The 25,866-nt window shown below is 71.3% G+C and carries 18 protein-coding genes; 10 read left to right on the top strand and 8 right to left on the bottom strand.

All coding sequences use genetic code 11. The features are described 5' to 3' along the window. Positions 1-94 precede the first annotated feature (94 nt). Together ACWCQ1_RS00165 and ACWCQ1_RS00160 are read left to right on the top strand one after the other, a co-directional pair. The gene (locus ACWCQ1_RS00165) at positions 95-2,296 is read left to right on the top strand and encodes a bifunctional glycosyltransferase/CDP-glycerol:glycerophosphate glycerophosphotransferase (protein WP_451025485.1); all 2,202 of its coding nucleotides are present in this window, start codon (positions 95-97) and stop codon (positions 2,294-2,296) included. Positions 2,297-2,301: 5 nt separating this feature from the next. After that, positions 2,302-4,533: a bifunctional glycosyltransferase/CDP-glycerol:glycerophosphate glycerophosphotransferase gene (locus tag ACWCQ1_RS00160; protein WP_451025484.1), complete on the top strand. Its 2,232-nt coding sequence runs from the start codon at positions 2,302-2,304 to the stop codon at positions 4,531-4,533. Positions 4,534-4,647: 114 nt separating this feature from the next. Here the strand turns inward: ACWCQ1_RS00160 and ACWCQ1_RS00155 are convergent, their stop codons facing one another. Beyond that, positions 4,648-5,061, bottom strand: coding sequence for an organic hydroperoxide resistance protein (locus tag ACWCQ1_RS00155; protein ID WP_133046253.1), 414 nt, complete (start codon positions 5,059-5,061; stop codon positions 4,648-4,650). Between the two features lie 125 nt (positions 5,062-5,186). On the opposite strand from ACWCQ1_RS00155, the gene ACWCQ1_RS00150 reads away from it, so the two are divergent. After that, positions 5,187-5,660: a MarR family winged helix-turn-helix transcriptional regulator gene (locus ACWCQ1_RS00150; RefSeq protein ID WP_133046252.1), complete on the top strand. Its 474-nt coding sequence runs from the start codon at positions 5,187-5,189 to the stop codon at positions 5,658-5,660. On the opposite strand, the gene ACWCQ1_RS00145 is transcribed toward ACWCQ1_RS00150, so the two are convergent. Then, positions 5,608-7,341, bottom strand: coding sequence for a glycosyltransferase family 39 protein (locus ACWCQ1_RS00145; RefSeq protein ID WP_451025668.1), 1,734 nt, complete (start codon positions 7,339-7,341; stop codon positions 5,608-5,610). The two genes, ACWCQ1_RS00150 and ACWCQ1_RS00145, sit on opposite strands and share 53 nt — an antisense overlap. Positions 7,342-7,505: 164 nt before the next feature. Between ACWCQ1_RS00145 and ACWCQ1_RS00140 the strand changes: the two genes are divergently transcribed. From ACWCQ1_RS00140 to ACWCQ1_RS00130, 3 genes are all read left to right on the top strand, one after another. Then, complete coding sequence (locus ACWCQ1_RS00140) at positions 7,506-8,774, top strand: glycosyltransferase family 87 protein (RefSeq protein WP_358593946.1); 1,269 nt, start codon at positions 7,506-7,508, stop codon at positions 8,772-8,774. Positions 8,775-8,847: 73 nt separating this feature from the next. Continuing rightward, entirely contained in the window at positions 8,848-9,828 is a 981-nt protein-coding gene (gene galE / locus ACWCQ1_RS00135; protein ID WP_358593947.1) for a UDP-glucose 4-epimerase GalE, read from the top strand. Positions 9,829-9,837: 9 nt separating this feature from the next. Beyond that, entirely contained in the window at positions 9,838-10,779 is a 942-nt protein-coding gene (locus tag ACWCQ1_RS00130; protein ID WP_358593948.1) for an ADP-ribosylglycohydrolase family protein, read from the top strand. Between the two features lie 8 nt (positions 10,780-10,787). Here ACWCQ1_RS00130 and ACWCQ1_RS00125 read toward each other — a convergent pair whose 3' ends face one another. Further along, positions 10,788-11,432 (bottom strand): response regulator transcription factor, encoded by a 645-nt coding sequence (locus ACWCQ1_RS00125; RefSeq protein WP_358593949.1) that lies wholly within the window; start codon positions 11,430-11,432, stop codon positions 10,788-10,790. Positions 11,433-11,509: 77 nt separating this feature from the next. Next, positions 11,510-12,136, bottom strand: a complete 627-nt coding sequence (locus tag ACWCQ1_RS00120) for a TetR/AcrR family transcriptional regulator (protein ID WP_133046248.1) — start codon at positions 12,134-12,136, stop codon at positions 11,510-11,512. 456 nt (positions 12,137-12,592) lie between these two features. Here ACWCQ1_RS00120 and ACWCQ1_RS00115 point away from each other — a divergent pair, with 456 nt between their 5' ends. After that, positions 12,593-13,507 carry an ABC transporter permease gene (locus ACWCQ1_RS00115; protein WP_133046247.1) on the top strand — a complete coding sequence of 305 codons (915 nt, stop codon included), beginning with the start codon at positions 12,593-12,595 and terminating at the stop codon, positions 13,505-13,507. Beyond that, positions 13,500-14,306: an ABC transporter ATP-binding protein gene (locus tag ACWCQ1_RS00110; RefSeq protein ID WP_133046246.1), complete on the top strand. Its 807-nt coding sequence runs from the start codon at positions 13,500-13,502 to the stop codon at positions 14,304-14,306. Before ACWCQ1_RS00115 ends, ACWCQ1_RS00110 begins: the two co-directional genes overlap by 8 nt. A gap of 68 nt (positions 14,307-14,374) precedes the next feature. Here the strand turns inward: ACWCQ1_RS00110 and ACWCQ1_RS00105 are convergent, their stop codons facing one another. Next, the gene (locus tag ACWCQ1_RS00105) at positions 14,375-19,330 is read right to left on the bottom strand and encodes an NAD-glutamate dehydrogenase (protein ID WP_133046245.1); all 4,956 of its coding nucleotides are present in this window, start codon (positions 19,328-19,330) and stop codon (positions 14,375-14,377) included. A gap of 484 nt (positions 19,331-19,814) precedes the next feature. Here ACWCQ1_RS00105 and ACWCQ1_RS00100 point away from each other — a divergent pair, with 484 nt between their 5' ends. Continuing rightward, on the top strand, positions 19,815-20,381 hold the full coding sequence (locus ACWCQ1_RS00100) for a DJ-1/PfpI family protein (protein WP_133046244.1): 567 nt from the start codon (positions 19,815-19,817) through the stop codon (positions 20,379-20,381). Between the two features lie 12 nt (positions 20,382-20,393). Here ACWCQ1_RS00100 and ACWCQ1_RS00095 read toward each other — a convergent pair whose 3' ends face one another. Together ACWCQ1_RS00095 and ACWCQ1_RS00090 are read right to left on the bottom strand one after the other, a co-directional pair. Beyond that, on the bottom strand, positions 20,394-21,059 hold the full coding sequence (locus ACWCQ1_RS00095; RefSeq protein ID WP_451025483.1) for an HAD family hydrolase: 666 nt from the start codon (positions 21,057-21,059) through the stop codon (positions 20,394-20,396). Between the two features lie 337 nt (positions 21,060-21,396). After that, complete coding sequence (locus ACWCQ1_RS00090; RefSeq protein ID WP_451025482.1) at positions 21,397-21,912, bottom strand: DUF6912 family protein; 516 nt, start codon at positions 21,910-21,912, stop codon at positions 21,397-21,399. Between the two features lie 316 nt (positions 21,913-22,228). Here ACWCQ1_RS00090 and ACWCQ1_RS00085 point away from each other — a divergent pair, with 316 nt between their 5' ends. Continuing rightward, entirely contained in the window at positions 22,229-22,930 is a 702-nt protein-coding gene (locus tag ACWCQ1_RS00085; protein WP_451025667.1) for an Rv3235 family protein, read from the top strand. 84 nt (positions 22,931-23,014) lie between these two features. On the opposite strand, the gene secA is transcribed toward ACWCQ1_RS00085, so the two are convergent. Next, the gene (gene secA / locus ACWCQ1_RS00080; RefSeq protein ID WP_133046241.1) at positions 23,015-25,828 is read right to left on the bottom strand and encodes a preprotein translocase subunit SecA; all 2,814 of its coding nucleotides are present in this window, start codon (positions 25,826-25,828) and stop codon (positions 23,015-23,017) included. Between the last annotated feature and the right edge of the window lie 38 nt (positions 25,829-25,866).

Raw genomic sequence — 25,866 nt, 5'->3', positions numbered from 1 at the left:
CGTCACGGCCCACCCCGAGCCGGCCGTCCACCTGGCGCCCGGCGGGACGCCCCGGACGCTGACGCACCCCACGACCATCGAGAGAAAGAGCAGAATGCCCCGCTTCAGCATCATCGTCCCCTCCCATGGCGTGGCAGGCCGCCTGTCCCAGGCGCTGGACTCGGTCCTCGCGCAGTCCCACGGCGACTTCGAGCTGATCCCGGTCTGCGACGGCCCCGACGCGCCCGCGGCGGAGCTCGTCGCCGGGTACGCCGAGCGGGACTCCCGGGTGAGCCCGGTGCACTCGCCGCCGGCGGACGGTCTGGCCGGAGCGCGCAACACCGGGACGCGGGCGGCGACCGGCGCGTATCTGCTGTTCCTCGACGGCGACGACACCCTCGTCCCGGGCGCGCTGGCGGCGCTGGACGCGCGGCTGACGGAGACCGGTGACGTGGACGTCCTGTACGCCGAGCACGAGCGGGTGCCCTGGTGGGAGGGTGAGCCGACCAACCCGTCCGCGCTGCTGCTGCCGCCGAAGACCCCGGCCGGCGCCTTCTCCCCCGACCAGGTCCCCCAGCTGACCGGCGTCCAGCTCCCGGCGTGGAGCGCGGCCTACCGCAGGTCCTTCCTCACCCAGCACCGACTCGCCTTCCCCGACAGCCACTACACTGACGTCGGCTTCGGCGCCCTGGTGGCGCTGCGGGCCGAGAAGGCGGCCGTGCTGCGCGAGGTCGTCGTCCGGCATCTGGTGCGCCGGCAGGGCAGCCGGCTGAACCTGCCCGGCCCGCACCACGCGCAACTCCTCGACCAGGTCGAGCTGGTGCTCACGCGCGCGGCCGAACTGGGGCTGCACGAGGAGCGGTTGGTGCCGCTGTTCGACCACCTCTTCGCCACCGTCCTGAAGACGGCCGCCCATCCGCGCCGGCTCACGGCCGGCCGCCGCGCCTTCTTCCGCCGGGCGGGCATGCTCTACCGCCGCCACCGCCCGGCCGGCTTCCGTCCCCCGGGCGGGAGTCTCGGCGTCCAGCACCGGCTGCTGGCGAGCGGGGCGTACACCGCGTTCTGCGCGCTGCGCGGCGTCAACCGGTCGGCCACGCGTGCCGTGGAGGCCCTGCCCCGCCCCCGCGGCGTGCGCACCCGGCTCCGCTACGCCCGCGCCCTGCGCCGCCCCCTCGATCCCGGACTCGCGGTGTACTGCGCCTACTGGGGCCGCGGCTACGCCTGCAACCCGGCCGCGATCCACGCCAAGGCCCGCGAACTCGCCCCGCACATCCGGGCGGTGTTCCTCGTCGAGCCGGACCAGGCGCACACCGTGCCGGAGGACGTGGAGTACGCGGTCATCGGCAGCGCGCGGTACTGGGACGTCCTCGCCCGCGCCACATACCTGATCAACAACGCCAACTTCGCGGACGCCGTCGTCAAACGCCCCGGCAGTGTGCACCTGTCGACCCAGCACGGCACCCCGCTGAAGAAGATGGGCGTCGACCAGGCGACGTACCCCGTGGTGGCCGCCGCCACCGGCAACTTCACCAAGCTGCTGGAGCGGGTGGACCGCTGGGACTACAACCTCACCTCCAACCGCCACTCCACCCAGATGTGGGAGCGGGCCTTCCCGGCCGCGCACGAGACGCTGGAGTACGGCTATCCGCGCAACGACGTCTATTACACGGCCACCGCGGACGACGTGGCCCGCGTCCGGCGGGAGCTGGGCGTCCCCGACGGCAGGACGGCGGTCCTGTACGCGCCCACGCACCGGGACTACCACACCGGTTTCGAGACCGGCCTGGACCTGGAGGCCTTCTGCGAGCAGGCCGGTGAGGACGTCGTCGTCCTGCTGCGCGCCCACTACTTCTACGACCGGGGCCGGGCGCACAGCACCGGCCGGATCATCGACGTGACCGCGCACCGCTCCTCCGAGGACGTGTGCCTGGCCGCGGACGCGCTGATCACCGACTACTCCTCGATCATGTTCGACTACGCCAACCTGGACCGCCCGATCGTCGTGTACGCGGACGACTGGGACGTCTACCGGGAGACCCGGGGCGTCTACTTCGACCTGATGGAGCACCCGCCGGGACCGGTGGCCCGTACGCCGGAGGAACTGGCCGGCGTCTTCCGCGACGGCTCCTGGGCGGGCGCGGAGTCCGCCGCCGCGCGGGCCGCCTTCCGGGAGCGGTTCTGCCAGTTCGACGACGGGCGGGCCGCCGAGCGCGTGGTGCGCCGGGTGCTGCTGGGGGAGCCGCCGGAGGCGATCCCGCCCGTGATCCCGCTCGCCGAACGGACCCCGGCCCCGGTCCCCGCCCTCGTGAGGAACTGACACCCGTGCCCCGCTTCAGCATCATCGTCCCCGTCTTCAAGGTGCAGGGCTACCTGCGTGAGTGCATCGACTCGGTGCTCGGACAGTCGTACCCCGACCTCGAACTGATCGCCGTCGACGACCGCTCGCCCGACGGCTGCGGCGCGATCCTCGACGAGTACGCGGCCCGCGACGAGCGGGTACGGGTCCTGCACCTGCCCGAGAACGTCGGTCTGGGCCGGGCCCGCAACGCCGGCCTCGCGCAGGCCCGCGGGGACTACGTCCTCTTCCTCGACAGTGACGACTTCTACACCCCGGGCCTGCTGGCCGCCGTCGCCGACCGGCTCGGGAGCGCCGAGGACCCGGACATCCTGGTCTTCGACCACGTCCGCACCCACTGGTGGGGGCGGGGCGGCCCCAGCGACTCCTCCGGTCTGCTGGCCCGCGCCGGCCAGGACGTCTTCGACCTGCGCACCAGCCCCGAGTACGTCCATCTGTTCCTGGTCGCCTGGAACAAGGCGTACCGGCGGGACTTCTTCCAGGGCCACGGCCTCCAGTACGCGCCGGGGCTGTACGAGGACGCGCCGGTCACCTACCGCTCGATGGTGCTGGCCGAACGCATCGCGTGCCTGAACCGGATCGGTGTCGAGTACCGGCAGCGCCGGCAGGGGGCGATCACCAGGACGCCGGGGCGCCGGCACTTCGACATCTTCCCGCAGTACGAGGGCCTGTTCGCGTTCCTTCAGGAGCGCGAGGACCTCGCCTGGGCCCGGCCCCTGCTCTTCGAACGGGCCCTGGACCACATGCTGTTCGTGATCGCCCGCGAGGACCGGGTCACCCCCGCCGACCGCGCCGCCTTCCACCGCGAGATGCGCGCCTTCCACCGCCGCCACCGCCCCGAGGGCTTCGTCCCGCCGGCCGGTCCGCGCGGCACGGAGATGCGGCTGCTGGCGAGAACGCCGTACGCCTCGTACGCGGCCCTGAACGGTGCGCGGAGTGTGCGCAGGATCGCCGGGGCGGGCAAACGGCGTGCCGCGCAACGGCTGTCGGCCGCCGCCCAACGCGCCTGGTACACCGCAGGATCGAGGCTTCCGCTCGATCCGCGTCTCGTCGTGTACTCCTCCTCCCATCACGCGGGCGTGAACGGTGACCCGGCCGCGATCCACGCCAAGGCCCGGGAGATCGCGCCGGAGTTGCGCGGGGTGTGGGTGGTGCGGGAGGACGCGCTGGACACGGTGCCCGACGGAGTGGACCACGTGGTGCCGGGCTCGCGGCGCTACCACTCGGTGATGGCGCGGGCGGCGTACTGGGTGAGCAACGTCAACTGGCCGGGCGGGCTGGTCAAACGGCCCGGCCAGGTCCACATCCAGACCCACCAGGGAACCCCCCTCAAGTACATGGGCGCCGACCTGCTCGACAAGCCTGGTGCACGGCACGGCTTCAGCGTGCCGAGGATGCTGCACCGCGCCGACCGCTGGGACCTCAGCCTGGTCGCCAACCGGCACTCCGAGCTGGTGTGGGAGCGGGCGTACCCCTGCCACTTCACCTCGGTGCGCACGGGCAGCCCACGCAACGACGTGCTGGTCACCGGTGACGCGGCGCGGGCCGCGGCCGTCCGCGCACGGCTCGGCATCCCCGCCGACCACACCGTCGTGCTCTACGCCCCGACCCGCCGCGACTACTGCCGGGGCGGCCACGTCGACCGCGTCGACCTGGCCCGTTTCGCCGCGGACCTCGGCGCGCGCCACACCCTCGTCGTCCGTCTGCACCCGACCCTGGCGACGGGCACGGCACGCGGGCTCGGTCTGGCCGATCTGCACGGGCGGAGCGTGCTCGTCGACGCGACGGACGAACCGCACGTCGAGGATCTGATGCTCGCCTCGGACGCGCTGGTCACCGACTACTCGGCCCTCATGTTCGACTACGCCAACCTGGACCGGCCGATCGTGGTCCACGCCGACGACTGGGGCGCGTACGCGGCGAGCCGGGGCGCCTACTTCGACATCACCGCCGAGTCACCGGGCCATGTCTCCCGTTCCTACCGGGAGTTGGCGTGGCTGTTCGCGTCCGGCACCTGGAAGGACGAGGAGTCGGCGGCGCTGCGGGCCGGGTTCCGGAGGCGGTTCTGCGAGTACGACGACGGGCGGGCCGCCGAGCGGGTCGTACGGACGCTGATCCTCGGCGAGCGGATGTCCGCGCCGGGTTCGTTGTCGGCGATCCCCGCGCCCGCAGCGGGCCGGGCCCCCTCGATGAGGTGACGGGCGCGGAACCGCCCGGGCACACGACAGCGCGGACGCCGGTGCAGGGGCGTCCGCGCTGTCCGCCGGGGGTGGCGCCTGTCGCGCTGACGGCGCTGACGGCGCTTAAGGCAATTACTCGATGACGAGGTCGACCTCGATGTTGCCGCGGGTGGCGTTGGAGTAGGGGCAGACCTGGTGGGCGGTCTCGACGAGCTTGCGGCCGGTCTCCTGGTCCACGGTGTCCGGCAGCTCCACGCGCAGCGTCACCTTCAGACCGAAGCCCTCGCCCTGCTTGCCTATGCCCACCTCGGCGGTGACGGCGGCATCGCTGACGTCCACCTTGGCCTGGCGGCCGACGAGACCGAGGGCGCTGCCGAAGCAGGCGGCGTAACCGGCGGCGAACAGCTGCTCCGGGTTGGTGCCCTCACCGTTGCCGCCCAGCTCCACCGGCGGCGCCAGCTTCACGTCGATCTTGCCGTCGTTCGTGAAGGCCCGGCCGTCCCGGCCGTGGGTGGCGGTGGCGACTGCGGTGTAGAGCGCGTCCATGGGAAACCATCCCTCTCAAGTCGTTCGTGTTACGGCGGCTCTTCCGCGGCCGCCGCACGACGACAAGTAGAGCACACAATTCAATTGTGCACAACTGAATGGCTCGCAAGAGCTATCCTGGAGGCATGAGTACGACGCCCACCACCGACTGGCTCCGCCTGGACCAGCAGATCTGCTTCTCCCTGAACGCCGCGTCGCGCGCCTTCGGGGGCGTCTACCGCGTGGTCCTCAAGGACCTCGGGCTCACCTATCCGCAGTACCTGGTGATGCTCGTGCTGTGGGAGCACGGTGACCTGCCGGTCAAGAAGCTCGGCGAACACCTGCGCCTCGACTCCGGCACGCTCTCCCCGCTGCTCAAGCGGCTGGAGGCGGCGGGTCTCGTCCGCCGCGAACGCAGCGCCCGCGACGAACGCTCGGTGGAGGTACGGCTCACCGAGGAGGGCACGGCGATGCGCGAGCGCGCCCTTCAGGTGCCGCGCCGGATCGCCACCGCGACGGGCTTCGACGTCGACGAGATCCGCGCGCTGCGGGCCCGCCTGGACGACCTCACGACCGCGCTGGACGCGGCCGTGGCGGAGGAGATGGGAGGAGGCCGGTAGGAGCCGCGAGCCCGCTGGTCGGCGCGAGCCGTGTTGTCTGTGCGCGGCGGACGTAGAGCCGGAGGGTCACACGGCCGCTGACGTACTGCCACCGTGGCGTGAACTGCCCCTCCAGAGCGGCGAGTTTGGCCCGCTCGACCGGACTGCGCGGAGGGGGCCGCCGCGCCCCCAGCACCCGCCCGTCCCCGACGACCCACACCCGGTCGACCCCGGCCAGCCGCGCCGACAGCTCGCGCGCCCCGACCTCCTGGCCGCTCAACGTCCCCGACCGAGCCCCCGACTCCTTCAACGCGATGTCCCGGGCCTTGCCGAACCCGCCCGGATAGGCCGACTCCGCGATCCGCCAAAACGTGGGCACGAACAGCACGGGGTCGCCGGGCCGGATGTCGCGGGCGGCGTGCCCGGAGACGGCGGCGAGGTTCTCGGGCCGGTGCGCGGGGGAACGGTCGTGGCGGTAGAGGGGGAAGTCGTGGACGGCGACGAGTCCGACGGCAAGGACGCCGGCGAGGGTGAGGAGGGGACGGCGAAGGACGGGTCGGGGCCGGGGGCGGGGGTGGTCCGGCTGCGGGTCACGGTGGTCGGCGAGCAGAACTCCCGACACCGGGTCACCCTCTGACCGCCCGCCGTCGGCGAGCGTGGACGCGCGAGCACCGGGCAGCCGGAGCCAACCGTCCGCCAGCCAGCGGTCGTTCCGCGGCACGACAGGGGCTTCTTCGCTCAAGTGCCCCCGTGCGTGCGGGAAGTCGGGCACGCCAGGATCCGGCAGCAAGCGGGACAGGGCCCCGGCCAGCCACTCACCCCCCGCCGCCACCAGCAACGGCGCCCCCGCGAAGGCGTACAGCACATACCGTTCGTGATACAGCGGCTGCACCTGAGAGGCCGTCATCAGCAGGGCCGGCGGCAGTACCAGCAGCGGAACCGCCACCCGCGCGACCCGGCGCACCCGTACCGCCCCGGCCACCGCGAGCAGCACGCACGTCCAGAACACCACCCCCCTGGGCCCGGCCGCGACCGCTCTCACGAGGTCCTCGGCCTTCTCCCAGTCCGGCGCCACGAGCCACCCCACCTGCCCGGCCTGGCCGTGGGACACCCACACCAGCGGCGCGAGGACGACCGCCACCGTCCCGACGGCACGTCCCCACGCCCCCCACACCCGCCCCGGCGCCCGCGCCAGCAGCAACGTCACGGCGTGCGCGCACACGACCAGCACCGCCAATTCGTGCAGCAGGCAGGTGACGGCGAGCACTCCGCCGTAGCCGACCCAGACCCGCCCCGACCGGCTGTCGAGTCCCGTCATCAGCAGCAGCGTCGCCCCGATGACACCGGCCGAGACGATCGCGTACGACCGCCCTTCCTGCGCGTAGTGGCCGATCAGCGGGGTGACGGCGTAGAGCAGGCCGGACCACAGGCCCACGCGCGGACCGGCCAGCCGCAGGCCCAGCGCACCCACCAGCCCCGCGCTCACCGCCGCCCCGCACACCGACGGCATCCGCAGGGCGACCTCGTCGGGCCGGACGGCGAGGACGAGGTGCAGGACGAGGTAGTAGAGCCCGTGCACCGCGTCCACCGAATGGAGCATCCGCCAGATCTGCGGCACCGTACGCCGGCCGACCAGGAAGGTGGCCGCCTCGTCGCCCCACATGCCGCCCCGGTCGAGCCGCCACAGCCCGATCCCGAGCATCACGGCCACGGGAACCGCCACAGCAAGGACCTCGGGACGTGCCAGTCGGCGCACCGTGTTCTCACCGTCCACTCGCCTGATGGTGGGCTGTTGGCGAGCTCTTACCGACGATTGACGGCGTATTAGCACGTCCACTCCATTCGCCCGGCTTACGATCCGCCGTGATGAACGCGGAGCCGACCTCAAAGACACGACGTCCTCTTCTCGCCCTCGCGGCCGGCTGGCTCGCCACCCGGGCCGCGATGCTGTGGCTGCTCGCGCTGGGCGGCCTGCCGCTGCTCGGGCACGGCTCGGTCGCCCGGGAGGTGTGGCGGCTGTACCACCACTGGTACGGCGTCCTGGCGCACGGCAGCTTCCCCGTCCACGACCCGCTCTGGCAGTACCCGCCGGGTGCCGGCGCGGTCCTGCTCTCGCCCGCGCTGCTGCCGGGCCTGACGTACTTCGAGGCGTTCGTCGCGCTCACCCTCGTCTGCGACGCGGCGATCACCGTGGCGCTGGCCGTCGCGGGCGCGCGCGGCCACCGAAGCCTCCTCGGCGCGGCGGTGTGGGTGGCCGGCCTTCCGCTCCTGCTGCAGACGCCGCTCGCGCGCTACGACGTCCAGGTGACCGCCCTCGCGGTGGTCTCCCTGCTGGCGTTGCCGCGCTCCACGCGCGCGTGCGGGGCGTTCGCGGCGCTGGGCGCCCTGGTGAAGGTGTGGCCTGCGCTGGTGCTGCTGGGCACGCCGAGGGGCCGTATGACGCGCACGGCATGGGCGTGGGCCCTCGCCACCGGGACCGTCGCCCTGGGCGTGCTGGCGGCCCTGTTCGCCAACCCCTTCGGCTTCCTGCGCGAACAGGGCGGCCGGGGTGTGCAGATCGAGTCGCTGGGCGGCACGGTGCTCTCCTTCGCCGTGCACGCCGGCTGGCCGGGGAAGGTGCGTTACCGGTACGGCGCCATGGAGTTCACCGGCCCGTACGTCCGCGCGGTCGCCCACCTCTCCCTGGCGCTCACCGCGGTGGCCTTCGCGCTGATGCTGCTGTGGCGGCTGCGGGCCCGGCGCTGGACGCCGGCCACGCCCTACGACGCGGCGCTGAGCGCGGTGCTGCTGTTCACCGTCACCAGCCGGGTGATCAGCCCGCAGTACATGATCTGGCTGGTGGGTCTGGCCGCCGTCTGCCTGACCTCACGGCACACCGTGCAGCGGCCGGTCGCCGCGCTGATCCTGGCGGCGAGCGCGGTCAGCGCCGTCGAGTTCCCGGTCCTGTACAACCAGGTCATGGCCTGCACCTGGACGGGCTGCGCCCTGATGCTCGTACGCAACGGCCTGCTCGCGGTGGCCGCCGTGCTGTCCTTCGTCCGGCTGTGGCGCTCCACCGCGCCCCCGGCGCGCCTCCCTGGCGCGCCCCGCCGCTCCCCCGACGCCCGCGGAGCCACCCAGGCCGTCCCGGCGTGACCCGGGGCCTGCTTCACTGATACCGGACGCGCACCAGCACGCACGCCTCGACCGACTGAGGGGACGGCCTCACATGACCTGGCTGATCACCGGCGGCGCCGGTTACATCGGGGCGCACGTCGTGCGCGCGATGACCGGGGCGGGCGAGCGGACGGTCGTGTACGACGATCTGTCGACGGGCCTCGGGGAAAGGGTGCCGGACGGGGTGCCGCTGGTGGTGGGGTCGACGCTGGACGGCGAGCGGGTCGCGCGCGCCCTCGCGGACCACCGGATCACCGGGGTGGTCCATCTGGCGGCGAAGAAGCAGGTGGGCGAGTCGGTTGAGCTGCCCCTGCACTACTACCGGGAGAACGTCGAGGGCCTGCGCGTCCTCCTGGAGGCCGTCACGGCGGCCGGTGTCCCCTCTTTCGTGTTCTCCTCCTCAGCCGCGGTGTACGGCATGCCGGACGTGGAGCTGGTGACGGAGGAGACGCCGTGCGTGCCGATGTCGCCGTACGGCGAGACGAAGCTGGCGGGCGAGTGGCTGGTCCGCGCCACGGGCCGCGCGACGGGCCTGTCCACCGCGTCCCTGCGCTACTTCAACGTGGCGGGCGCCGCCACACCGGAACTCGCCGACACCGGCGTCTTCAACCTCATCCCCATGGTCTTCGAAAAGCTGACCGAGAACGCGCCGCCGCGCATCTTCGGCGACGACTACCCGACCCCCGACGGCACCTGCGTACGCGACTACATCCACGTCGTGGACCTGGCCGAGGCCCATGTGGCGGCGGCCCGCGCCCTGCAGGCCTCCCCCGGACGCGACCTCACCCTCAACATCGGCCGCGGCGAGGGCGTCTCCGTCCGCGAGATGATCGACCGCATCAACACCGTCACCGGCCACGCCCTCCCCCCGACGGTCACCCCCCGCCGCCCCGGCGACCCGCCCCGAGTCGTGGCCTCCGCCGACCGAGCCACCACAGAACTCGCCTGGAAAGCCAAACACGACGTCCAGGACATGATCACATCGGCGTGGCAGGGCTGGGTAAGACTGCATCCGGGGGCGGCACGCCACTAGCCTGCGCCGATGACCAGCCACATCGACCGCACCCTCGGCACCGTCCTCGGCTCCGCCGTCGGCGACGCCCTCGGCGCCCCTTTCGAGTTCGGCCCCGAGGGCGCCTTTTCCGCCCGCTTCCCCGAGCCGGGGGCGGGCGGCGAGATGTGCGGGGGCGGCGGCTGGGACCCCGGTGAGGCGACGGACGACACGCAGATGGCCGTGCTGCTGGCCGAGTCCCTGGTGGAGTGTGGCGGCCTCCACCTCCCGGACGTCTTCGACCGCTTCCGGCGCTGGGCGGCCGCCGACCCGAAGGACATCGGCCTCCAGACGGAAGCGGTCCTGACCAGCGGCGGCCCTTGGGACCTGGCGGCCGCCCTGCATTTCCAGGTCAGTCAACGCGGGGCCGGCAACGGCGCGTTGATGAGGGCCTCGACCTCCGCCGTGTACTTCGCCGCGGCGGGCCGGCAGGCCACGATGGACGCCGCCCGCCGCATCGCCGCCCTCACCCACGGAGACCGCGCCGCCTGGGAAGGCACGGCCGTCTTCCACGAACTGGTGCGCGTCGCCCTGTCCGGGGACGATCCGCTCACCGCCCTCCCGGACGCGCTCGCCGCCGTCCACCCCGACCATCAGGAGCGGTACGCCACCGTCCTGGCCGCCGACTGGCATCCCGACCTGGCGACCGAGTTCAACGGCGCCGTCTGGCCGTGCCTCGCCTCCGCCGTCTGGGCGCTGCGGACCACGTCCTCGTACGAGACCGCCGTGCGGGCCGCGATCGACCTCGGCGGCGACACGGACACCGTCGCCGCGGTGACCGGCGGGCTCGCGGGAGCCGTGTACGGCGTCGGGGCGATCCCCGAGCGGTGGGTCCCGGTGCTGCACGTGCCGCTGCCGGGGTTCGGTGGGCGTGTGCTGCGGGCGGCCGAACTGGCGGAACTGGCGCGGCGGTTGCTCGGTCGGGAGCGGTGAGTCGCGACCTACCGGTGGTTCAGGTACGCCAGCACCGCCAGTACCCGGCGGTGGCCGCTGTCGCTCGGGGGGAGGCCCAGTTTCAGGAAGACGTTGCCGATGTGTTTGTGGACGGCTCGTTCCGTGACGACGAGGGTCTTGGCGATGGTGGCGTTGTCGTGGCCCTCGGCCATCAGGGCCAGGACCTCGCGTTCGCGCGGGGTGAGGGAGTCGAGGGGGGAGTCCTTGCGGCGGGTGAGGAGTTCGGTGACGACCTCGGGGTCGAGGGCCGTACCCCCGGCCGCGACCCGCTCCAGCGCGTCGAGGAACTCGTCCACCCGGCCGACCCGGTCCTTGAGCAGGTAACCGAGCCCGCTCGCCCCGCCGGTGAGCAGTTCGGCGGCGTACGACTCCTCGACGTACTGGGAGAGCACCAGGACGGGAAGTCCGGGAAGCTCGGCGCGTGCCTCCAGGGCCGCGCGCAGCCCCTCGTCCCGGAAGGCGGGCGGCATACGGACGTCCAGTACGGCCGCGTCGGGCCGGTGCTCCAGCAGCGCGGGCAGGATCTCCGGGCCGGTGGCGGCGACCGCCACGACCTCGTGCCCCGCGGAGGTCAGCAACAGGACGAGTCCCTCCCGCAGCAGAGCGTTGTCCTCGGCGATCACGACTCTCACGGCAGTTCCGCCTCAACTCCGGTCACCGCGCGCGGCGACGACTTCCGGCCACCGGCGACCGGGCCACCGCAGCTTACTCACAGCGCCTTGATCGCCTCGGCGGTGGCCCGGGCGAGCGCCCCGAGATAGCCCTTGGGCAGCTTCGGGCTGCGGATCACCACCGAACGCCAGTACAGCGGCCCGGAGATCAGGTCGAGCGCCAGCTCGTCGTCGAAGCCGGCCCGGAGCTCGCCGCGCTGCTCCGCCGCCACGAGGATCTTGCTGGCCACGCCCTCCTGCCCGTCCCGCAGCGCCTTCTGCACCGCCTCGGCCATGTCGGGGTTGCGCGCCGCCTCCGCCTGCAGGTCGGGCAGGATCTGCGAGGCCACGGGGTGCCGCAGGGCGCGCGAGGTCACCTCGTACAGCAGCCGCAGATCACCCTCCAGGGAGCCCGTGTCCGGGGCAGGCAGGCCCTGCACCGCGAGCGCGGAGACGATGTCGAGCACCAGGTGCAACTTGGAGCGCCAGCGGCGGTAGACCGCGGTCTTGCCGACGCCCGCCCGGCGCGCGATCCCCTCGATGGACATCCGCGCGTAGCCGACGGACGCGAGCTCCTCGAAGACGGCCGCCCGGATGGCCTCCGTGACGTCCTCGCGGAGTACGGCCGCCCCCGCCGGGGTCCGGCGGCGCGGACGCGTCTGGGGCTCCTCGGCGTTCGTCGTCATGCGGACCAGCATAGGGCGTTGCGACGATACGGTCCCGTCCCCACGCAGAACGTGACGACGATACGGTCCCGGCCTGACGGACGACGGCCCGACGTCGCGACCTCACCGCGTCACGGCGTCGCGACGGAACGGTCCCGTCCCACCGGACCCTGCCCGCGTCCCACCGGACCATGCATCCGGCTCGCCCGGCACCCGCCAGCGCGAGATGCGTCACAACGAAACGGTAACGGCCCCACGCGGGTCGTCACGACGATACGGTTGCGTCCCGACGGAGTCCGTGACGACGAAACGGTTGCGTTCCGACGCCGAAACGGCCTACGCTCACGTTGCGACGATACGGTCCCGTTCCGACGTAAGAAAACGTGAAGAGACGCGTAAGGAAACGCCGGGCAACGTGACCGGCCGGCCGACGGGCCGGACGCCGCACCCCCCTCCCCCCGAGTGAAAGCAGCGGATGTGAGCCAGGTCCTCGACACACCGCCCCCGACGCCGGTCCCGGCCGACGACGACCTCGCGGCCCTCGCCGCCCGCCACGGCCTCTCGGTCAGCGGCGCCCGTCCCTCCCTGCCGGAGTACGTCCGGCAGCTGTGGGCCCGGCGCCACTTCATCACCGCCTTCGCCACCGCCAAGCTCACCGCCCAGTACAGCCAGGCGAAGCTCGGCCAGATCTGGCAGGTGATGACCCCGCTGCTGAACGCGGCGGTGTACTACTTCATCTTCGGCGTGCTGCTCGGCACCAAGCGCCATGTGCCGGACTACATCCCGTTCCTCGTCACCGGCGTCTTCATCTGGACGTTCACCCAGAGCTCGATCATGGCCGGCACCCGCGCCATCTCCGGCAACCTCGGCCTGGTGCGGGCGCTGCACTTCCCGCGGGCCGCGCTGCCCATCTCCTTCGCGCTGCAGCAGCTGCAGCAGCTGCTGTTCTCGATGGCCGCCCTGGTCGTCATCCTGCTCTGCTTCGGCGTCCCGATCGCCTTCTCCTGGGTGCTCGCGGTCCCGGCCCTGGTGCTGCAGTTCACCTTCAACACCGGCGTCGCGCTGATCATGGCGCGGATGGGCGCCAAGACCCCGGACATCGCCCAGCTGATGCCGTTCGTCCTGCGCACCTGGATGTACGTCTCCGGCGTGATGTGGAGCATCGACCGGCTGACCAAGGGCGACCACCTGCCCCACTGGGTGACGGTGGCCCTGGAGGTCAACCCGGCGGCCGTCTACATCGACCTCATGCGCTTCGCGCTGATCGACAGTTTCCACGCCAGCCAGCTGCCCCCGCACGTGTGGGTGGCGGCGACCGGCTGGGCCCTGATCGCGGGCGTGGGCGGCTTCGTTTACTTCTGGAAGGCTGAGGAGATGTACGGCCGTGGCTGAGTACACCGACGAGCGCGTCCCCACCGTCGTCTGCGACGGCGTCGACATCATCTACCGGGTCAACGGCACCGGGGCCGGCAAGGGCTCCGCGACCGCCGCCCTCAACCGCATGCTGCGCCGCCAGCAGACCGAGAAGGCGGCCGGCGTGCGCACGGTGCACGCCGTGAAGAACGTCTCCTTCGTCGCGTACAAGGGCGAGGCCGTCGGCCTGATCGGCACCAACGGCTCCGGGAAGTCGACCCTGCTGAAGGCGGTCGCGGGCCTGCTGCCGGTCGAGAACGGCCACATCTACACCAATGGCCAGCCCTCCCTGCTCGGCGTCAACGCCGCCCTGATGGGCGACCTGACCGGCGAGAAGAACGTCTACCTCGGCGGCCTCGCGATGGGCATGTCCCGCGAGGAGGTCAAGGAGCGCTACCAGGACATCGTCGACTTCTCCGGCATCAACGAGAAGGGCGACTTCATCACCCTGCCGATGCGCACCTACTCCTCCGGCATGGGCGCCCGCCTGCGCTTCTCCATCGCGGCCGCCAAGGACCACGACGTCCTCCTCATCGACGAGGCGCTGGCCACCGGCGACCGCTCCTTCCAGAGGCGCTCCGAGGAGCGCATCCGCGAACTACGCCAGCAGGCGGGCACGGTGTTCCTGGTCAGCCACAACAACAAGTCGATCCGTGACACCTGCGAGCGCGTGCTGTGGCTGGAGCGCGGCGAGCTGCGCATGGACGGGCCGACGGAAGAGGTCATGCAGGCCTACGAGGAGTTCACCGGCGGCGCGGACAAGCCGAAGGCCGCCTGAGAACACCATCACGAGAGCGGGGTGCCCCGAGCCGGTCGGCTCGGGGCACCCCGCTCTCGTACCGCCTGCTACGTGTGCGTGCGCAGCAGGGTGCGCATCGTGCGCATCGCCACCGACAGGTTGGCGAGGTCGAACGTCTCCGAGCTCTGGATCTCCTCCAGGGTCGTGCGCGCCCGGCCCAGGATCGCCGCGTTCTTCTCCTGCCAGGTCTTGAAGCGCTGCTCGGGCGTCGAGCTGCCGTTGCCCACCGCCAACACGTCCGCGGTCAGCGCCGCGTGGGCCGCGTAGAGGTCCTCGCGGATGGAGGCGCGGGCCATGGACTGCCAGCGGTCGGCGCGGGGGAGCTCGATGATGCGGTCCATGAGCTGGGTGATGTGCAGCCGGTCGGCGAGGTCGTAGTAGACCTCGGCGACGTCCAGCGGCTTCTTGCCCATGCGGTCGGCGACCGAGACGATGTCGAGCGCCGGGAAGGCGGAGGAGAACCCGGCCACGCGCGTGGCCAGTTCGTCCGGGACGCCGGCGCCGGTCAGCTCGTCGTAGATCTGCTGCCACCACTCGAGGTCCGCGCCGCGCAGCAGCTTCGGCAGCTGCTGCCAGACCTGCTCGACGCGCTCGGAGAAGAAGTCGACGGTCTCGGCGATCTGCACCGGCTGCGGCCGGTTGTTGAGCAGCCAGCGTGTGCCGCGCTCGACCAGGCGCCGCGAGTGCAGCCGGATCCGGGTCTGTACGGCGGCCTCGACCTGGTTGTCGAGGGCCTCCACGGCGTCCCACATGGGCGCCGAGCGGAAGATCGCGCGGGCCACCGTCTGCGCCCGGACGATCTCCTCCAGCGACGCCCCGGTCTCCTCGCGCAGACGGTGCAGGTACGTCGTACCGCCCGTGTTGACCGTGTCGTTGACCAGGACGGTCGTGACGATCTCACGGCGCAGCGGGTGGTTGTCCATGTACTGCGGGAACTGCTCGCGCAGCGCCGTCGGGAAGTAGGCGTGCAGCAGACCGCGCAGGTAGGTGTCGTCGGGGAGCGTGGTGTGCAGCAGCTCGTCGGCGACCGTGATCTTCGTGTACGCCAGCAGGACGGCCGTCTCCGGACCGGTCAGGCCCTGGCCCTGGCTCAGCCGCTCGCGGATCTGGCGGTCGGTGGGCAGGAACTCCAGCGCCCGGTCGAGGTGGCCCTCGCGCACCAGGTGCCGCATGAACCGCTGCTGGGCGTGGAGCATGTCCTTGGACTGGGCGAGCGCGTTGGCGATCGCCGTGTTCTGCGCGTAGTTGTTGCGCAGGACCAGCGCGCCGACCTCGTCGGTCATCTCCGCGAGGAGCTTGTTGCGCTGCTTGACGGTCATGTCGCCGTCCGCGACCAGGCCGTTGAGCAGGATCTTGATGTTCACCTCGTGGTCGGAGGTGTCCACGCCCGCGCTGTTGTCGATGGCATCGGTGTTGATCTTGCCGCCGTGCAGCGCGAACTCGATCCGGCCGAGCTGGGTCAGGCCCAGGTTGCCGCCCTCGCCGACGACCTTGACGCGCAGGTCGGCGCCGTCGACGCGGATCGGGTCGTTGGCCTTGTCGCCGACGTCGGCGTGCGACTCGGTGCTGGCCTTCACATAGGTGCCGATGCCGCCGTTCCACAGCAGGTCCACCGGCGCCTGCAGGATCGCCTTCATCAGGTCGGCCGGCGTCATCTTGGCGATCTTCTCCTCGATGCCGAGGGCGTCGCGGATGTGCGCGTTGAGCGGGATCGCCTTGGCGGTACGGGGGAACACGCCGCCGCCCGCCGAGATGAGCTCGGTGTTGTAGTCGGCCCAGCTGGAGCGGGGCAGCTCGAAGATGCGGCGGCGCTCGGCGTAGGAGGTGGCCGCGTCCGGGGTGGGGTCGATGAAGATGTGCCGGTGGTCGAAGGCGGCGACCAGGCGGATGTGCTCGCTCAGCAGCATGCCGTTGCCGAACACGTCACCGGACATGTCGCCGATGCCGACGACCGTGAAGTCCTCGCTCTGGGTGTCCACGCCCAGCTCGCGGAAGTGCCGCTTGACGGACTCCCAGGCGCCGCGCGCGGTGATGCCCATGCCCTTGTGGTCGTAGCCTGCGCTGCCGCCGGAGGCGAAGGCGTCACCGAGCCAGAAGTTGTACGACTCGGCGACCTCGTTGGCGATGTCCGAGAAGGTCGCGGTGCCCTTGTCGGCGGCGACGACCAGGTAGGTGTCGTCCTCGTCGTGCCGGACGACGTCCTGCGGGGGCACGACCTCGCCCGCGACCATGTTGTCGGTGATGTCGAGCAGCGCCGAGATGAACGTCTTGTAGCTGGCGATGCCCTCGGCCAGCCACGCGTCCCGGTCCGCCGCCGGGTCGGGGAGCTGCTTGGCGACGAAGCCGCCCTTGGCGCCCACCGGCACGATGACGGTGTTCTTCACCATCTGCGCCTTGACCAGGCCGAGGATCTCGGTACGGAAGTCCTCACGCCGGTCGGACCAGCGCAGACCACCGCGCGCGACCTTGCCGAAGCGCAGGTGCACGCCCTCCACGCGCGGGGAGTACACCCAGATCTCGAACGCCGGGCGCGGCGCGGGCAGATCGGGGATCGCCTGCGGGTCGAACTTCATGGAGACGTAGTCGTGCGGCCTGCCGCCCGCGGCCTCCTGGAAGAAGTTCGTGCGCAGGGTCGCCTTGATGACGGTCAGGAAGGACCGCAGGATGCGGTCCTCGTCGAGGCTCGCGACCTGGTCGAGGGCCGCGTCGACCTCCTCGAGGAGGGCGTCGACGATCTCGTGGCCCGCGCGCTGGCGGTCCGGCGACATCCGCGCCTCGAACAGGGAGACCAGCAGCCGGGTGGTGTGGACGTTGTTGCGGAGGGTGTCCTCCATGTAGTCCTGGGAGAAGGTGGAGCCCGCCTGCCGCAGGTACTTGGCGTACGCGCGCAGCACCATCGCCTGCCGCCAGGTCAGCCCGGCGCTCAGCACGAGGGCATTGAAGCCGTCGTTCTCCGCCTTGCCGGTCCAGGTGGCGGCGAAGGCCTCCTGGAACCGCTCGCGTCCGTCGTCGCCGTAGTCGCCGCCGCTCTTCGAGGTGGGCATGCGCAGCCCGAAGTCGTAGATCCAGGCCACGGAACGGTCCGCGCACTTCAGCTCGTACGGCCGCTCGTCGGTGACCTCGACACCGAGCCGGCTGAGGACCGGCAGCACCGCGGAGAGGGAGACGGCGTCGCCCTTGCGGTAGATCTTGAAGCGGCGCTCCTCGGGAGAGGCGCCCACCGGCTCGTAGAGGCTGAGGGAGAAGTCCTTGCCGTCCTGCTGCTGGGTCTCGCTGAGCTGTTCCAGGTGGACGAGGTCGGCGACCGCGGCACGCGGCGTGTGGTCGGCCTTGTAGCCCTCGGTGAAGGCGTTGCTGTAGCGGCGCAGCAGCTCGGCGGTGCGCTCCTCGCCGAGCTCGGCGTTCAGCGCCTCGGCGAAGGCGTCGGCCCAGGAGCGGGCGGCCTCCACCAGACGCGCCTCGATGCGCTCCTTGTCGGCGTCGGACAGCTCGGGCAGCTCGGTGCCCTGCGGGACGCGGACCACGAAGTGCAGCCGGGACAGGATCGACTCGGTGTTCCAGGCGGTGAAGTCGACGCTGATACCGCCCAGTTCCTCCTTGAGGATGTCGATGATCCTCAGGCGGACGCCCGTCGTGTAGCGGTCGCGGGGCAGGTAGACGAGGGCGGAGTAGTAGCGGCCGTACTCGTCCTGGCGCAGGTAGAGCCGCAGACGCCGGCGCTCCTGCAGGTACAGCACGGAGGTGGCGATGGACTCCAGTTCGTCGGCCGGGGTCTGGAAGAGCTCGTCGCGCGGGTAGGTCTCCAGGATCTGCAGCAGGTCGCGCCCGTCGTGGCTGTTGGGCGAGAAGCCGGCGCGCTCCAGGACCTCGTCCACCTTGCGGCGGATGACCGGAACCCGGCGCACCGATTCGGTGTACGCGGCGGAGGAGAACAGTCCGAGGAAGCGGCGCTCGCCGATCACGTTGCCGTCCGCGTCGAACTTCTTGACGCCGATGTAGTCCAGGTACGACGGCCGGTGCACGGTGGCGCGGCTGTTGGCCTTGGTCAGCACCAGCAGGTTGTGCTCGCGCGCCTTGGCGCGGGCGTCGGCGGGCAGCCGCTCGAAGGACGGGGAGACCGGGTGGCCCTCCTCGCCGGCGTGGTGCGGGTCGGAGCGCAGGATGCCGAGGCCGGTGCCGGGGACGGCGGCCAGGGTGTCGTCGTCGCGCAGCTGGTACTCGCGGTAGCCGAGGAAGGTGAAGTGGTCGGCGGCCAGCCAGCGCAGCAGCTCGCGGGCCTCCTCGATCTCCAGGTCGCGCAGGTCGGGGGCGACCGGCTCCTTGGGCAGCTCGTCGGCCATGCGCAGCGCCGCGTCGCGCATCTTGTCCCAGTCCTCGACGGCCTCACGGACGTCGGACAGCACCCGCAGCAGGTCGACGGTGATCTGCTTCAGGTCGCCGCGGTCGGTCTCGCGGTCGATCTCGACGTGGATCCAGGACTCGAGGTGCGCGTCGTGCGGCAGGTCCCCGCCCGTGTGCGCGGGCAGCACCTCGATGAGCTTGCCGGTGACGTCGCGGCGGACCACGATCTGCGGGTGGATCACGACGTGGATGCCGCGTCCCTGCCGGGTGAGCTCGTTGGTCACGGAGTCGACGAGGAAGGGCATGTCGTCGGTGACGACCTCGACCACGGAGTGGCTGCACGTCCAGCCGTTCTCCTCCACGGTCGGGGTGTGCACCCGCACGCTGGCCGTGCCCTGGGGGCGGTTCTCGGCCAGTCGGTAGTGCGAGAGCGCGGCTCCGAAGACGTCGACCGGGTCGCGGCCGGTGAGGTCCTCCGGGGCGGTGTGCAGGTAGTAGCGCTGGAGGAACGCGAGCACGGACTCCTGGTCCGGGGTCTCCGGGGTGTCGGGTGCGCCCTCGTCCGCCGTCCCGGTCGGTAGGCCCCCGACCGGGCTGTTCTCAGCTACCCGAGCGGCCCTCTCCAGCAGCTCGGCCTTGGCTTCGTCCAGCTTGGTCTGCATTGTCCTCTGGCTCCTGTCGCGCGCCGTTGCGTGACGTAGAAGGAAGTACGGTCTCTTCCCCTGCGGCTCGACGCCACGGCCCGGGTTCTCCGGTCGGCTCCGACGCTATGCCGCAGGGTGAGATGAGCGGGGGGTTATCAGCCATTCTCGACGCACCCACGGAATGTGACATCGCTCTCCGCGACGCCGGTTTCCGGGGTGTGTACGGCGTCCTGGGGGCCCGTGCGGCCCCGTCCCGCCCGCGAGGACCAGCGACCGCCGCCCGGTCACGGAGATGTTCCGTGCTCGCCGGGCGCAGGGCAGGGGCAACAGTGCCCCCGCGAGCTATCGCGCTGATCACGCCACCAAGGCTATCGCTCCTTACAGGGCCCCCGTCATGAGCCGTATGTGTACAAAACCAGGGGTGGAAGTTTGACATTCTGCACAGCGACCAAACCCCGCGCGCCCCCTTGGCAAGCGCGCCCGACGGAGGCACGTTGCCGATATGACAGCAAAAATCCTCATCGTCACCGGCGACGCGGCGGAGTCCCTGGAGGTCCTCTACCCCTACCAGCGGCTGCGCGAGGAGGGCTACGAGGTCCATGTCGCCGCTCCTTCCCGCAAGACACTGCGCTTCGTCGTCCACGACTTCGAACCCGGCTTCGACACCTACACCGAGAAGCCCGGCTACACCTGGCCCGCCGACCTCGCGTTCGCCGAGGTCGATCCCGGCCAGTACGCGGCCCTCGTCATCCCCGGCGGCCGGGCCCCCGAGTACCTGCGCAACGACCCCGAGCTGCGCAAGATCCTCAAGTCCTTCTTCGACGCCGACAAACCGGTCGCGCAGATCTGCCACGGCCCCCTCCTCACGGCCGCGATCGACAGCCTGCGCGGCCGCCGCGTCACCGCGTATCCCGCGCTGGAGCCCGACATGCAGTCCGCCGGAGCGACCTTCCAGGACACCGAGGCGGTCGTCGACGGCACCCTGGTCTCGTCCCGGGCCTGGCCGGACCATCCGGCGTGGATGCGGGAGTTCCTCACGGTGCTGCGGGCCAAGGCGCCGGTGACGTAGCCGGCCCGGTTCTCACGCGGCGAGGCGCTCGGCCTCCACGACCGCCTCCGCCAGCGTGTCCACCACCGGCACGCCGGCCTCCTCCAGGCTGGCCCGGCTGTGCGAACCCCCGGTGTACAGCACGGCCCGGGCTCCCACGTGGAGCGCGGCCACCGCGTCGTCGGCGGCGTCCCCGATGACCACCGTCCGGGCCGGATCCACCGTGGCGAGCGAGGCGAGGTGGCGCACCATGTGCTCCGCCTTGCTGCCGCCGGAGGGTCCGGTGCGGCCGTCGACGCGTATGAAGTGCGCCTCGATCCCGAACCCCCGCACCAGCGGCACGAGGTCCTCGTGTCCGTACATGCTGAGGATCGACTGACTGCGTCCCGTCGACCGCCATCCGGCGAGCAGCTCCGTCGCCCCCTCGGTCAGCGCGCACCGGCCGCGGTGCTCGCTGTAGTACCGGTGGAAGGTCACGTCCATGACTTCCCACTCGGCGTCCGTCGGCAGCCGCCCGAGCAGCCGCTCGTAGAACTTCGGCACCGGAACGCAGTACAGCGTCCGGTACTGCTCGATCGTGATCGGCGCCAGCCCCAGCTCGGCGAACGCCGCGTTCGTCGCCCCGATGATCGCGTCGTTGTCGTGGAACAGCGTCCCGTTCCAGTCCCACACGATGTGCGCCCCTGCGTTCTTCCCCATGCCCAAAACGTACCCGCAGCCACTGACAATCAAGAGAACGGCGGGTCGGTCGGGGTGTGCGGACGGCGGTCGATCGGGGTGCGCGGACGGCGGCTGGTCGGGGTGTGCGGTCGGCGGTCGAGCGGGGTGCGCGGACGGCAGTCGGTCGAGGTGTGCCGGGGTGCGCTGACGGCGGCCGACCGAGGTATGCCGACGGCGGCCGACCGGGATATGCCGACAGCGGCCGACCGGGATGCACCGATGACGGCCGACCGAGGTGCGCCAACAGCGGCCGACCGAGGTGCGCCGACGACGGTCGATCGAGGTTGCTGACCGTCGATCGGGGTGAGCGCAGGGCTCAGTCCGCGAGGCCCACCAGGTTCGGGATCTCCTGCGTGGCGTACCAGAGCAGTTCGTGGTCCTCGGCCCCGTCCACCACGAACTGGGCGTCGTCGTCACCGCGGTCCGCCGCCTCCAGCGCCTCGGCCGCCGCGGCCACGTCCGTCTCCGCTTCGTCGAGGTCGACGTGCACGGCGGCCGCCTTGGCCAGCGGTACGGCCTGGCTGACGCGGACCTCGCCGAGCGCGGCCGGGTCGAGTCCGCGGTCCGGGTCGGCCCAGGCCGCGCCGTCGGGAACGTCGACGGCGACCACGACCCGGCGCCGGGGAGCCCCGGGGTCGGCGGCCAGCAGACGCAGCGAGGCGACGGCGGCGCGGTTCAGCGCCGCGTACTCCAGTTCCTCGATGTCGTCGGAGAGGTACCACTCGCGCAGCGCGGGGGTGACGGCGTAGGCGACGAGCGGCCCGGCCCCCAGCTCTCCCGTCTTGTACGCCTCGGCGAGACCGGGGAGGGTCAGGGGGACGTAGACGCGCATGTCTGGCCGCTTTCGTGATCGAGGGCTCCGCTGGACAGGGCCTTCAGGATACGTGCGGGCGTCCCCTTTCGAGTCCCCGCCGATGACGCCGAGGCCGTCAACCCCGGGCCCGTGATTCACCCACGACCCCCACGTGAACACGGGCCTACAACCCCCTCCATCACCCTGATAGGTGAACCTTCCGGCCGCCCCGACCCGACTCGCCGCTTCCTTGCTGTCGCCATCGCGTTCCGTACAAGATCCGCAACAGGAAGTTACCGCCCGGTACCACCGCTCGGCCGGGCTCATGGAAACGCACATGGAAACGGGGACACCCATGCACAAGGTCATGACCAGGGCAGCCCACACTCGGCCGGGGACCCGCCCGCCGGGCCGCCACGACACGCGTCGCCCGGGCGGCGCCCCGCCGCGCACCCCGGGCGGAGCCCCGTCCGGGACCGCCCCGGGCGGCGGCCGCCCACCCGGCTCCCGTGCCTCCGGACTCTCCGCCAACACGAGGCCCACGGACACCCGCCCCGCGTCGGCACCAGCCCCCACACCGGTCCCGACATCAGCATCGGCCTCGGCCCAGACCGCGGCTCCGGCTCCGGCTCCGGCTCCGGCTCCGGCTCCGGCTAGGGCTTCGGCGACACCCCCGGTGCCCGCCCCGCCGGTTAGGCGCCCCGTCCCGCAGCCCCGCCCCACCGACGTCTTCGCCGACCGTCTGCTCGCCGTCCTGAGCGGGCAGCGGCCCGTCCACTGGATGCTCCGGCACACCGCGGGCCGTGCCTACGACGAACTGGCCCGGCTCGCCGAACACGGGCCCCTGCGCACCCGCGGCACCCGCCCCGTCGTCCGCGACATCGGCTACTGCGTCCCGCGCCCCGGCGCCATCGAGGCGTTCGCCCGCATCGGCGCCGGGGAGCAACTGCGCGCCATGGCCTTCCGCCTGGAGCAGGGCACCGATCTGCGCTGGCGCTGCACGGCGGTGGAGCTGGGCGGACCCCGCCCCCCGCGCGCCGCCCTCGACGACGACTAGCCGACCGTACGCAACAGGGCCGGGCCATCCCGCGGATGACCCGGCCCGCAAGCCGCTACGACGCCTCGGGCGCCGTCGCCGCCGTCACTTCTTGCGGCGACGCCCGCCCCGCGCCTGCTTGCGGCGCTCCGCGCGCGTGAGGCCGTCGGCCTCGGAACGCACCGGCTCCTCGTCGCCGACGAAGTCGCCCTCGATGGTGCCGCCCTCGCCGTCCACGGTCGGCGCGGAGAAGTGCAGGTTCCGCCGCTGCGGAGCGTCCAGCCCCTTCGCGCGGATCTCCGGACGCCCACCCGCCTGGGCCGGCACCGCGTCCTGCTTCTCCATGTCGACCGGAGCGACGTCCTCGACCGGGACCTCCTCGACCTGCTGCTCGACCTGGACCTCCAGGTTGAACAGGTAGCCGACGGACTCCTCCTTGATGCCCTCCATCATCGCGGTGAACATGTCGAAGCCCTCGCGCTGGTACTCGACCAGCGGGTCCTTCTGCGCCATCGCGCGCAGGCCGATGCCCTCCTGGAGGTAGTCCATCTCGTAGAGGTGCTCGCGCCACTTGCGGTCCAGGACCGACAGCACGACCCGGCGCTCCAGCTCACGCATGATCTCGGAGCCGAGCTGCGCCTCCCGCGCCTCGTACTGCTCGCGGATGTCGTCCTTGATGGACTCGGAGATGAACTCGGCGGTCAGACCGGCCCGGTCACCGGCGGCCTCCTCCAGCTCCTCCACCGTGATCCGCACCGGGTAGAGCTGCTTGAACGCGCCCCACAGCCGGTCGAGGTCCCAGTCCTCCGGGAAGCCCTCGGCGGTCTCCGCGGCCACGTACGCGTCGATCGTGTCGTCCATGAAGTGGCCGACCTGCTCCTGCAGGTCCTCGCCCTCCAGGACGCGGCGCCGCTCGCCGTAGATGACCTCACGCTGGCGGTTGAGGACCTCGTCGTACTTCAGGACGTTCTTACGGGTCTCGAAGTTCTGCTGCTCGACCTGCGACTGGGCGGACGCGATCGCGCGCGTGACCATCTTGTTCTCGATCGGCACGTCGTCCGGGACGTTCGCCATCGACATCACGCGCTCGACCATCTGGGCCTTGAACAGCCGCATCAGGTCGTCACCGAGGGACAGGTAGAAGCGGGACTCGCCGGGGTCGCCCTGACGGCCGCTGCGACCGCGCAGCTGGTTGTCGATACGGCGCGACTCGTGCCGCTCGGTGCCCAGCACGTACAGCCCGCCGAGCTCCTCGACCTCTTCCTTCTCGGCCTTGACCGCCTGCTCGGCCCGCTCCAGGGCCGCGGGCAGGAACTGGGCCCACTCCTCGATGTGCTCCTCGGGGTCGAGGCCGCGCTGGCGCAGCTCCGCCTCGGCGAGGTCCTCGGGGTTGCCGCCGAGCTTGATGTCCGTACCACGGCCGGCCATGTTGGTGGCCACCGTGACGGCGCCCTTGCGGCCGGCCTGGGCGACGATCGTCGCCTCCCGGTCGTGCTGCTTGGCGTTCAGCACCTCGTGCTGGATGCCGCGCTTGGACAGCTGCTGCGAGAGGTACTCGGACTTCTCGACCGACGTCGTACCGACGAGGATCGGCTGGCCCTTCTCGTGCTTCTCGGCGATGTCGTCGACGACCGCCTCGAACTTCGCGACCTCGGTGCGGTAGATGAGGTCCGACTGGTCCACGCGGATCATCGGCTTGTTGGTCGGGATCGGGACCACGCCGAGCTTGTAGATCTGGTGGAACTCGGCGGCCTCGGTCATCGCCGTACCGGTCATGCCGGAGAGCTTCTTGTAGAGGCGGAAGAAGTTCTGCAGGGTGATCGTGGCGAGCGTCTGGTTCTCGTCCTTGATGTCCACCCCTTCCTTCGCCTCGATCGCCTGGTGCATGCCCTCGTTGTAGCGGCGGCCGGCGAGGATACGGCCGGTGTGCTCGTCGACGATCATGACCTCGCCGTCGATGACGACGTAGTCCTTGTCCTTCTTGAAGAGCTCCTTGGCCTTGATGGCGTTGTTCAGGTAGCCCACCAGAGGCGTGTTCACCGACTCGTAGAGGTTGTCGATGCCCAGCCAGTCCTCGACCTTGCTGACACCGGACTCGTGGATGGCGACCGTGCGCTTCTTCTCGTCGACGTCGTAGTCGCCGGTCTCCTCGACACCCTTGAGCGGGTTGCCGGCCTCACCGCGCTTGAGGCGCAGCACCAGCTTGGCGAAGTCGCCGTACCACTTGGTGGCCTGGTCGGCGGGGCCGGAGATGATCAGCGGCGTACGGGCCTCGTCGACGAGGATGGAGTCGACCTCGTCGACGATGGCGAAGTTGTGCCCGCGCTGGACGAGTTCGTCCTTGGACCACGCCATGTTGTCGCGCAGGTAGTCGAAGCCGAACTCGTTGTTCGTGCCGTACGTGATGTCGCACTCGTACTGCTCGCGGCGCTGCGCCGGCGTCATGTTGGAGAGGATGCAGCCGACGCTCAGGCCCAGGAACTTGTGGACGCGGCCCATCATCTCGGAGTCGCGCTCGGCCAGGTAGTCGTTGACCGTGATGAGGTGGACGCCGTCACCGGAGAGCGCGTTCAGGTACGCGGGCAGGGTGCCGACCAGGGTCTTGCCCTCACCGGTCTTCATCTCGGCCACGTAGCCCAGGTGCAGGGCTGCACCACCCATCAGCTGCACGTCGTAGTGCCGCTGGCCGAGGACGCGCTTGGCGGCCTCGCGCACGGTGGCGAACGCCTCGGGCAGCAGATCGTCCAAGCTCTCGCCGTCGGCGTAGCGCTGCTTGTACTCATCGGTGAGGGCCCGCAGCTCGGCGTCGGAGAGGTCGACGAAGTCCTCTTCGATGGAGTTGACCTGGTCCGCGATGCGGTGCAGCTTGCGCAGGATCTTGCCTTCGCCTGCACGCATGATCTTCGAGAGGACGGACACGGGGGTTGGTCTCCTTGCCGGTCGGGCCTGGGACGGTC

The sequence above is a fragment of the Streptomyces sp. NPDC002144 genome, from assembly GCF_053593695.1.
The sequence above is the reverse complement of the archived record's forward strand: the minus strand, read 5'-3'. Positions and strand labels throughout refer to the sequence as shown.

Excerpts from the sequence above, each read along its gene's own strand:
- ACWCQ1_RS00165 (WP_451025485.1), top strand. The coding sequence starts at position 95 with ATGCCCCGCTTCAGCATCATCGTCCCCTCCCATGGCGTGGCAGGCCGC.
- ACWCQ1_RS00155 (WP_133046253.1), bottom strand. The coding sequence starts at position 5,061 with ATGGACGCGCTCTACACCGCAGTCGCCACCGCCACCCACGGCCGGGAC.
- ACWCQ1_RS00150 (WP_133046252.1), top strand. The coding sequence starts at position 5,187 with ATGAGTACGACGCCCACCACCGACTGGCTCCGCCTGGACCAGCAGATC.
- ACWCQ1_RS00145 (WP_451025668.1), bottom strand. The coding sequence starts at position 7,341 with ATGCTCGGGATCGGGCTGTGGCGGCTCGACCGGGGCGGCATGTGGGGC.
- ACWCQ1_RS00140 (WP_358593946.1), top strand. The coding sequence starts at position 7,506 with ATGAACGCGGAGCCGACCTCAAAGACACGACGTCCTCTTCTCGCCCTC.
- galE (WP_358593947.1), top strand. The coding sequence starts at position 8,848 with ATGACCTGGCTGATCACCGGCGGCGCCGGTTACATCGGGGCGCACGTC.
- ACWCQ1_RS00130 (WP_358593948.1), top strand. The coding sequence starts at position 9,838 with ATGACCAGCCACATCGACCGCACCCTCGGCACCGTCCTCGGCTCCGCC.
- ACWCQ1_RS00120 (WP_133046248.1), bottom strand. The coding sequence starts at position 12,136 with ATGACGACGAACGCCGAGGAGCCCCAGACGCGTCCGCGCCGCCGGACC.
- ACWCQ1_RS00105 (WP_133046245.1), bottom strand. The coding sequence starts at position 19,330 with ATGCAGACCAAGCTGGACGAAGCCAAGGCCGAGCTGCTGGAGAGGGCC.
- ACWCQ1_RS00100 (WP_133046244.1), top strand. The coding sequence starts at position 19,815 with ATGACAGCAAAAATCCTCATCGTCACCGGCGACGCGGCGGAGTCCCTG.
- ACWCQ1_RS00095 (WP_451025483.1), bottom strand. The coding sequence starts at position 21,059 with ATGGGGAAGAACGCAGGGGCGCACATCGTGTGGGACTGGAACGGGACG.
- ACWCQ1_RS00090 (WP_451025482.1), bottom strand. The coding sequence starts at position 21,912 with ATGCGCGTCTACGTCCCCCTGACCCTCCCCGGTCTCGCCGAGGCGTAC.
- ACWCQ1_RS00085 (WP_451025667.1), top strand. The coding sequence starts at position 22,229 with ATGCACAAGGTCATGACCAGGGCAGCCCACACTCGGCCGGGGACCCGC.